Consider the following 7,868-nt stretch of genomic DNA (forward strand, 5'->3'; position numbering starts at 1 on the left):
GCGTTCTTTTGACGATTATTTCGATATTTCTAGTTTTATGGGAGGACAACGTGAGCGAAGCAAAAACCGTCGCGATCATCGGAGCCGGGCCGGTCGGCCTTGCCGCCGCCGCCCATATGTTGGAGCGCGGCCTGCAGCCGATCGTGCTGGAAGCCGGCGACAATGTCGGCCACGCCATGCGGCAATGGGGCCACGTCCAACTGTTCTCGCCCTGGGAGCACAACATCGACAAGGCGGCGGCGCGGCTGCTGGCGACAACGGGATGGAATTCTCCCGAACCCGGCCAGTACCCGACCGGCGCCGAAATGGTCGAACACTATCTCGAACCACTGGCGGCCCACGCCGCGCTCGCGCCTCACATCCGCACCTCGAGCCGCGTCATCGGAATCAGCCGTGCCGGCTTCGACAAGCTCAAGACCAAAGGCCGCGAGGCCGCGCCCTTCGAAATCCGCTACCAGAACGGGCAAGGTCCGAAACTCGTTAAGGCCGATGCAATCATTGACGTGTCCGGCACGTGGCATTCGCCAAACCCGGCGGGCGCCAACGGCCTTCCCGCCATAGGCGAAAAAGAAGCTGCCGACCGGATCGCCTTTGGCATGCCTGATGTGCTCGGCAGCGACCGCGCGCGCTATGCCGGCAAGACGGTCGCGGTGCTGGGGTCAGGACATTCCGCGATCGGTACCCTGACCGATCTGGCAAAGCTCGCCGAGCAGGCGCCGGGGACCCGGCCGATCTGGCTGCTGCGCGGTAGCGATCCCGCTAAGGCCTTCGGCGGCGGTGCGAACGACAAGCTGGTGGCCCGCGGCGAACTGGGCGCAGCTTTCGCCGCGCTGGTGGCCGCCGGCCGGATCAAGCTGGAGAGCGGATTTCGCGTTTCGCATCTCATCGCCGATGGCCCTAACCTTGTCGTGGGCGCCCTCTCCGCCTGCTCGGCCCGTCAAGTCATCGTCGACGAACTCATCGTCGCGACAGGCTTCCGGCCGGACCTCGACTTTGCGCGCGAGCTGCGCATCCGGCTCGATCCGGCGATCGAATGCCCGGTCGCGCTGGCGCCGCTGATCGATCCCAACGAGCATAGCTGCGGCACCGTGCGGCCACACGGCGCGCGTGAACTGGCGCAGGATGAGCCCGGCTTCTATTTCGCCGGCATCAAATCATATGGACGCGCGCCGACCTTCCTGATGCTCACGGGATACGAACAGGTGCGTTCGATTGCCGCCGACATCGCCGGAGACCGCGAAGCCGCGGAGCGGGTCGAACTGGTGCTGCCCGAGACCGGCGTCTGCAGCCGTCCGCTCGCGCCAGATGCCAGCAATTGTTGCGGCGGCCCTGCAATATCGGATGTTGACGCTTGTTGCGTCGCCGATGAAAAAGCAAAGCAGCACGGCAAGACGGGATGCGGCTGCGCGTCCTGATCAATAGGGAGTGAGCGAAATCTCGCTGGAAGGCCGATCCGTCATTGTCGGGATGTGCGTGGGGCAGCTTGGCAGCCTGCTCCCGCACGTCGTGGTGCCTTCCATTCTTGCGGCGTTCCTGATTCCGGAATGGCATTTGAGCGGCGCGCAGGCGGGCCTGCTGGCGGGCTCGGGCGCCGCCGGCTACATGCTGACCGTCCCGGTGCTGACGACGCTGACCGATCGCATCGACGCGCGCAAAATCCTGATCGCGGGCTCGGCGGTCAGCGCGCTCGGCACCTTGCTGTTCGGCCTGTTCGCGACCGGCCTGTGGTCCGGCGCCATCTTCAACGCTATAGCTGGCGTCGGCTTTGCCGGCGCCTATATGCCGGGCCTCAAGGCGCTGACCGATCGTCTCGCGCCGGGCGATTCATCCCGGGCCATCACGCTCTACACGTCGAGCTTCTCGTTCGGCGTCGGCCTGTCGTTTCTGGTTTCCCAACTCGTTGCGGAAGCCTGGGGCTGGCGCAGCGCATTCTTTGTCACCGCCGCCGGGCCGCTGGTGATGCTCACCGTCTGCTTGCTGTTGCAGCCGGTCAAGCCGGCGCCGACGTCGGGCCGGCTCCTGGATTTCGCGCCCGTGTTCCAGAACCGCAAAGCGATGGGATTTATTCTCGGCTACGGCGCGCATTGCTTCGAGATATACGCGATCAGGACCTGGATCGTGGCGTTCTGGACGTTCGTGGCCGCAAGGAATCCGGACGCTTCAATCCTCACGCCGATTGTTGTCAGCGTGGTATTTTCCGTGCTCGCCATGCCCGCAAGCATTCTCGGCAATGAATTCGCGCTCAGGTTCGGTCGCCACCGCGCCATATCTGCCGTGATGTTCGCCTCCGCCGCGGTAGCCCTTCTGATCGGCGTCCTCGCCGACAAGTCGCCGTGGCTGCTGCTGCCGTTGGTGCTCGTCTACGCCATCACGGTTCCCGCCGATTCCGGTGCATTGACCTCGGGCATGTCGATGGCGGCAGAACCCAGATATCGCGGAGCGACCATGGCGATGCATACGACCGTAGGCTTCAGCCTTTCCGCGCTCGGCGCGTGGGCGCTGGGCGTCGCGCTGGACGCTGCGGGAGGACCGCAGAGTTCATCAGCCTGGATGGCGGCATTTTCGGTGCTGGCGGCGGGGATCCTGCTCGGACCGCTGGCGCTCTATTGGTCTAGAAGAGAGACGCAGTGAACCGCAGCCAGCTTTCCATCATTGTCGCACTCGGCACGACCCAGACCTTGGCCTGGGCTTCGAGCTATTACATACCTGCGATCCTCGCCGATCCGATCGCGCGCGATCTCGGCGTTTCCTCGACCTGGATCTTTGCCGCTTTCTCTGCGTCGCTCGTCATCTCGGCCATGCTCGGGCCGCGCATCGGCCGGCAGATCGATCTGGTCGGCGGCCGTTCGGTGCTGTCGCTTTCCAACCTCGTGCTGGCCGCGGGGCTGGCCCTGCTCGGCCTCACCTACTCAATACCTGTTCTGCTCGCCGCCTGGCTCCTGCTCGGCATCGGCATGGGTGCGGGCCTTTACGATGCCGCCTTCGGCGCGCTCGGCCGCATCTACGGCGACGCGGCGCGGCGCTCGATCACCGGCATCACCCTGTTTGCGGGCTTTGCCTCGACCGTCGGATGGCCGCTGACCGCGTGGGGGCTGGAGACGATCGGCTGGCGCAACACCTGCTTTGCATGGGCGGCGGCGCACATCCTGATCGGACTGCCGATCAACTGGCTGATGCTGCCGCCGGTCGCGGGCGCAAAGGCGGCCGTTGCAGCCGCCGTCAAGCCGCACATTCCGCTCGACCGCACCATGATCCTGCTGGCGTTTGCCTTCGCCGCAGCATGGTGCGTTACCGGCGCGATGGCCGCGCATTTGCCGCGCATCCTGGAAGCAGCCGGCGCGACATCACTGCAGGCGGTCGCGGCCGGTGCGCTGATCGGTCCGGCGCAGGTGGCCGCCCGTATCTTCGAGGCGGGCTTCCTCAGTCGTTATCACCCGCTGGTCTCGGGCCGGCTGGCCTGCCTGACGCATCCGATCGGTGCCGCCATTATCGGATTGGCAGGCGGCGGCGCGGCCAGCGTCTTCGCCGTCTTCCACGGCACCGGCAACGGCATCCTGACGATTGCGCGCGGCACGATGCCGCTCGCGATCTTCGGCCCGCAGAATTACGCCTATCGCCTCGGGATCATTGGCGCACCAGCGCGGATCGCGCAGGCCGGCGCTCCGCTGGCGTTCAGCCTGCTGATCGACGTCATGGGCAGCCGCATCCTTATCGTGTCGTCGGCGCTCAGCCTCTCCGCGCTGCTGGCGCTGTGCTTGCTGCGGGCGCCGCCGCCTCGAAGCGTGACGAAAAAGGAAGATATCTGAATGATCACCCGCATCAATCCGCCCGAACTCGGAACGCCGCCCGGCTACTCGCAGATCGTCGAAGTGACCGCGGGGCGCATCATCTTCATCGCCGGCCAGACCGCGCTCGATCGCGACGGCAATGTGGTCGGCAGGAATGATTTCGCAATCTAGGCGGAGCAGGTGTTTCGAAACCTCTCGATTGCGCTGGAGGCGAGCCAGTGCACGCCGGCCAATCTCGTGAAGCTCACGGTATTTCTCACCGACATGGATAATCTCGGACCCTATCGCGAGGCCCGAAACCGCTTCTTCGCCTCGGTGACGCCGCCGGCCGCGCCAGCGGTCACGCTGGTCGAGGTATCGAAGCTCTACGGTCCGGATTTCCTGATCGAGATCGATGCCATCGCGGCGGCGTAAGCATCACGCATTCAAGGCTTCCTGACCTCCGATGTTGCAATCCAAATCCCGACGAACACCGCGACAAGCCCGAGCACAAGATTCGGTGTGATCGGCTCTCCGACGAGTTGCGTGGCGAGCAGCCCCGCCGCGAGCGGATTGACGGTCATCGTATTGGCGACACGCGTCGGCGACGCCCGTTCCAGCGCCAGCACCCACAGGATGAACGCCAGCGCCCCGCCGGCAACGCCGAGATAAATGCCGGCGATCCATTGCGGCGTACTGAACTGGCTCAATGCCGCGACGCTTCCCGTTAGCGACCCGACCAGGACCAGGGCTGCGGCGCCGGTCCCCATGCCGACGGTGAGGAAGCCTAGCGCGCTCGATCGCTGGATGAAGGGACGAGACCAGACATTGTAGAACGCCATGCACAATACAGCCGCGGTCATGATCAGTTCGCCGCGCCACGCACCCGGCGGCGCGGCCGACAATCCCGTTGCAAGCGCGGCAGCGACACCGAGCACTGCGATGCAGACCCCGATCGTCTTCCGTCTCGTCAGCGGCTCGATACCGAGCATTGCGCCGACCACCATGGTGTGCAGCGGCAATGTCGCCAGCGCGAGCGAGGCGCGCGCTGCGGTCGTGTAGGACATCGCGATGTTGTAGAGAACGAAGAACACGCCGAAGAAGCAAAAGCCGAGGGCGGCGACGGCGGGCCAGTCGCCGCGGCGCGGCCATCGCGCCTTCAGCAACAGTGCCGCCGGCAGCACGCAACAAAAGCCGATTCCCCAGCGCAGAATCGCAAGCGTGATCGGATCGGTGTTGCCGGCGAGATAGCGCGTGATCGCCGCCGCAGTCCCGCCGAGGCAACTCGAGACCAGTGCGATCGTGACTCCAACCCATTCGCCCACACGGCCCCCCATGTCCTGTTAACATGTCTTACTCAGTCCGGTTGTGGCATCTTGCCGGTCAGCAAAGCCTCCGCAACTACCTGGCAGGTACTCATGGCGCATCCGCACGATTTCGCAGCAAGCCTTCGGTTGTGGCGGCGCAAAAGGGGCCTGTCGCAGCTTGGACTCGCCGGTCGGACCAACATCTCGCAGCGGCACCTGAGTTTCCTCGAACTCGGCCGCGCATCGCCGAGCCGCGACATGGTGATAGGGCTCGCCATCGCCCTCGACGTGCCGCTGCGCCAGCATAATTCACTGCTGATGGCGGCCGGCTTCGCGCCGGTGTGGCGGCAGACCAACCTCGCCGCCCCCGAATTCGTTCAAATTCGCACCGCGCTCGATTTCATGCTGGCCCAGCAAGAACCGTTTCCTGCCGTCGCGGTCGATCGGCACTGGAATCTGTTGCAAAGCAATTCCGGCGCCGTCCGTTTGGTCGAATTCCTGGTCGGGCCATTGGCACCGGACGCCGCGATCAATCTGGCCGACGCGTTGGTCGCTCCGGACGTGCTGCGGCCGTATCTTGTAAATTGGGTCGAGGTGGTCGGCTATTTCGTCCGGAGCGTCGAAGCCGACGCTGCCGCCGACGGATCGGCGGAGACCGCAGCCCTCCTGCAGCGATTGCTGGCGTATGAAGGCGTCCATGCGGCGGTCAATGCGCCGCCGGCCGAACTGGCGATCACACCGGTGCTGCCAATGCATTTTCGCAAAGGCACGACCGACCTCCGGCTGTTCACGACCATCGCGACGCTGGGCATCCCGCAGGACATTACGCTGCAGGAGCTTCGCATTGAGAGCTTCTTTCCAATGGATGAGGCGACCGCCCGCGTGCTGCGCGGATGGGTCGAACAAGGTACGGCTGAGGCGCTGTCAGTTCCCGGATGAAAGTTCCTCCATCCAGGCGAGCATCGGTCAGCAACATCACAACGAATTGGCCCAACACGCTAATTTTCGCGTTAATCCATTCGTAAATTTCAATCAATTGCGCCTTTCCTGCATAGCAGGCCGTCAAGAAGTTTTTGTCATGAGGAGGTATCAGGCTCCGCTAGATTGGAGCTTCCAGGCTCTGGAATTGGCAATGCAAGAAGCGATCCGCTTACGTGAATTGGAAGCCGAGTGCCGTCAGCGCGCGCTGAGCGAGCCGGACAAGAAATGGTACTGGCTCGCGCAGGCCGCCAAATACCAGGTGCAGGCCAACCAGAAACTGGCCTTTCACTCGGAAGAGGCCAACGCGCCCGACTCTCCGGAGATCAAGCTGGCGCAATGGTCGCACGTTCGGGACGAACGACGCGTGATGGAGCCCCTCCCCGACGGGCGGCGAACGCCCTGGTAGTCGCGCGCATCAAAGAGATCTAGCGCCCCCGCTCCTCGGGCGGCTTGATATGGCGGAACGAGAACAACAACGCGAGATCGTAGGCGATCTTGAGCGTGCCACAGACCACCAGCGGTAGCCCCGTAAACGACGTCATCAGCAGCGCGCCCGAGATCGCCGGGCTGATCGCGGATGCAAGGCTGCGCGGCACGGCGGTGACGCTGGCAGCCGCCGGCCGCTCGGCCGGCGTCACCACCGCCATGACGTAGGAGGTGCGGGTCGGCACGTCCATCTGCGACAGCGCCGAGCGCAACAGCAGCAACCCAAGCGCCAGATAGAGGTTCGGCGAGAACGCCGCCAGGATCAGGAAGATGCTGGAGGGAATATGCGTGAACACCATGGTGTTGACGAGCCCGACGCGCTTAGAAATCCAGGCCGCGACCGGATAGGAGAACGCGCTGAGTGTGCTCGACCAGAAGAAAAACACTCCGGCCGCGGACAATGACAGGTCGAAACGCTCGAACAGCCAGAGCACCAGCAGGGACTGCGCGACGAAACCGCCCGCGAAGGCATCGATGCTGAACAGCGCCGCGAGCTTGTAGACGGTGCCGCGCGAGGGCCCGAGCGGCGCTGGCGGCGCTCTCTCCTCGCCGCGCGTATGCGGGACGTAACGATAAAGCGCCGCGCTCAGTATCCCGAGCGCAGCATACGCATAAAACATCAGGCGGAACGCGCCAAGCATGGTGCTGCCGTGCGAAACCAGCAGATCGGGCAAGGTTGCCGCCAGCGAGCCGGCGGCGGTGCAGAGCGCCCCGATCAAGCTGTAGCGGGCAAACACCTGCGTGCGTCGGTCGTCGGTCGCGCTCTTTGCCAGCACTGCGTGCTCGAGCGGAACCAGCACGCCGAGATCACCGCCGGAGGGATTGATGGTACCGATGAACGCGACCAGCGCGATCAAGGCAAAGTGCTCCACGGCCGGAAATGCAAGGCCGGTGCCGGCCATCAGACCTGCGCCAAAGATCAGGAGCGCGCGCAGATCATGGCGCGGCGCGATCCAGCCGACGACCAGGGTCAACAGCGCCGTTCCCAACAGCGATGCAGTCGCGACAATGCCGACCGCGACCGCGTCGTACCCCAGCGCCGTCATATAGGCGGGCAAGATGATGATAGCGAAGCCATCACCGAAGCCGCGCAAGCCCCGCGCGAGGTAGAGCAACCTGATCAGCGCGTTTGCGGTAGAGGGTTTTGGTTCAGTCGCGATATCGGTCATCCCAGCATCCATGCGCCATCCTCGACACGTCGAGAGGTGCGCAGAGCTTGGACGGCGGACCGTCTGACGGGGAGCCTGCTTCGTCCCCGATGGGGCCAAGCTAGGACTGAAGTCGGTATGGCGCAAGCACCTCCTTGTAGGATGGGTGGAGCCAACGG

The 7,868-nt window shown here is 64.6% G+C and carries 9 protein-coding genes; 7 read left to right on the forward strand and 2 right to left on the reverse strand.

Going from position 1 to position 7,868, the window contains the following annotated elements; translation table 11 throughout:
• The first annotated feature begins 50 nt into the window (after positions 1 to 50).
• The 5 genes from KIP88_RS36515 to KIP88_RS36535 are packed head-to-tail and all read left to right on the forward strand — an operon-like array spanning position 51 to position 4,202.
• Positions 51 to 1,415, forward strand: a complete 1,365-nt coding sequence (locus tag KIP88_RS36515) for an NAD(P)-binding domain-containing protein (RefSeq protein ID WP_214493004.1) — start codon at positions 51 to 53, stop codon at positions 1,413 to 1,415.
• A gap of 52 nt (positions 1,416 to 1,467) precedes the next feature.
• A complete protein-coding gene (locus tag KIP88_RS36520) occupies positions 1,468 to 2,631 on the forward strand; it encodes an MFS transporter (protein ID WP_214493014.1) in 1,164 nt (387 codons plus the stop codon).
• The gene (locus tag KIP88_RS36525; RefSeq protein WP_214493005.1) at positions 2,628 to 3,806 is read left to right on the forward strand and encodes an MFS transporter; all 1,179 of its coding nucleotides are present in this window, start codon (positions 2,628 to 2,630) and stop codon (positions 3,804 to 3,806) included. The genes KIP88_RS36520 and KIP88_RS36525 overlap by 4 nt, the downstream gene beginning before the upstream one ends.
• The gene (locus tag KIP88_RS36530; RefSeq protein ID WP_214493006.1) at positions 3,807 to 3,959 is read left to right on the forward strand and encodes a hypothetical protein; all 153 of its coding nucleotides are present in this window, start codon (positions 3,807 to 3,809) and stop codon (positions 3,957 to 3,959) included.
• A 9-nt stretch (positions 3,960 to 3,968) separates the two neighbouring features.
• Positions 3,969 to 4,202, forward strand: coding sequence for a RidA family protein (locus KIP88_RS36535; RefSeq protein ID WP_214493007.1), 234 nt, complete (start codon positions 3,969 to 3,971; stop codon positions 4,200 to 4,202).
• Positions 4,203 to 4,213: 11 nt separating this feature from the next.
• Here the strand turns inward: KIP88_RS36535 and KIP88_RS36540 are convergent, their stop codons facing one another.
• Positions 4,214 to 5,092 carry a DMT family transporter gene (locus KIP88_RS36540; protein WP_214493008.1) on the reverse strand — a complete coding sequence of 293 codons (879 nt, stop codon included), beginning with the start codon at positions 5,090 to 5,092 and terminating at the stop codon, positions 4,214 to 4,216.
• 93 nt (positions 5,093 to 5,185) lie between these two features.
• Here KIP88_RS36540 and KIP88_RS36545 point away from each other — a divergent pair, with 93 nt between their 5' ends.
• Positions 5,186 to 6,013: a helix-turn-helix domain-containing protein gene (locus tag KIP88_RS36545; protein WP_214493009.1), complete on the forward strand. Its 828-nt coding sequence runs from the start codon at positions 5,186 to 5,188 to the stop codon at positions 6,011 to 6,013.
• Between the two features lie 193 nt (positions 6,014 to 6,206).
• Entirely contained in the window at positions 6,207 to 6,461 is a 255-nt protein-coding gene (locus KIP88_RS36550) for a hypothetical protein (protein WP_214493010.1), read from the forward strand.
• A 19-nt stretch (positions 6,462 to 6,480) separates the two neighbouring features.
• On the opposite strand, the gene KIP88_RS36555 is transcribed toward KIP88_RS36550, so the two are convergent.
• A complete protein-coding gene (locus KIP88_RS36555) occupies positions 6,481 to 7,710 on the reverse strand; it encodes an MFS transporter (RefSeq protein WP_214493011.1) in 1,230 nt (409 codons plus the stop codon).
• Positions 7,711 to 7,868 lie beyond the last annotated feature (158 nt).

It is taken from the genome of Bradyrhizobium sp. SRL28 (genome assembly GCF_018596315.1).
Classification (GTDB): Bacteria; Pseudomonadota; Alphaproteobacteria; order Rhizobiales; family Xanthobacteraceae; genus Bradyrhizobium.

Bases quoted from the DNA above. Each gene is read 5' to 3' on its own strand.
- KIP88_RS36520 (WP_214493014.1), top strand. From the start codon at position 1,468: ATGTGCGTGGGGCAGCTTGGCAGCCTGCTCCCGCACGTCGTGGTGCCT.
- KIP88_RS36530 (WP_214493006.1), top strand. From the start codon at position 3,807: ATGATCACCCGCATCAATCCGCCCGAACTCGGAACGCCGCCCGGCTAC.
- KIP88_RS36545 (WP_214493009.1), top strand. From the start codon at position 5,186: ATGGCGCATCCGCACGATTTCGCAGCAAGCCTTCGGTTGTGGCGGCGC.
- KIP88_RS36550 (WP_214493010.1), top strand. From the start codon at position 6,207: ATGCAAGAAGCGATCCGCTTACGTGAATTGGAAGCCGAGTGCCGTCAG.
- KIP88_RS36555 (WP_214493011.1), bottom strand. From the start codon at position 7,710: ATGACCGATATCGCGACTGAACCAAAACCCTCTACCGCAAACGCGCTG.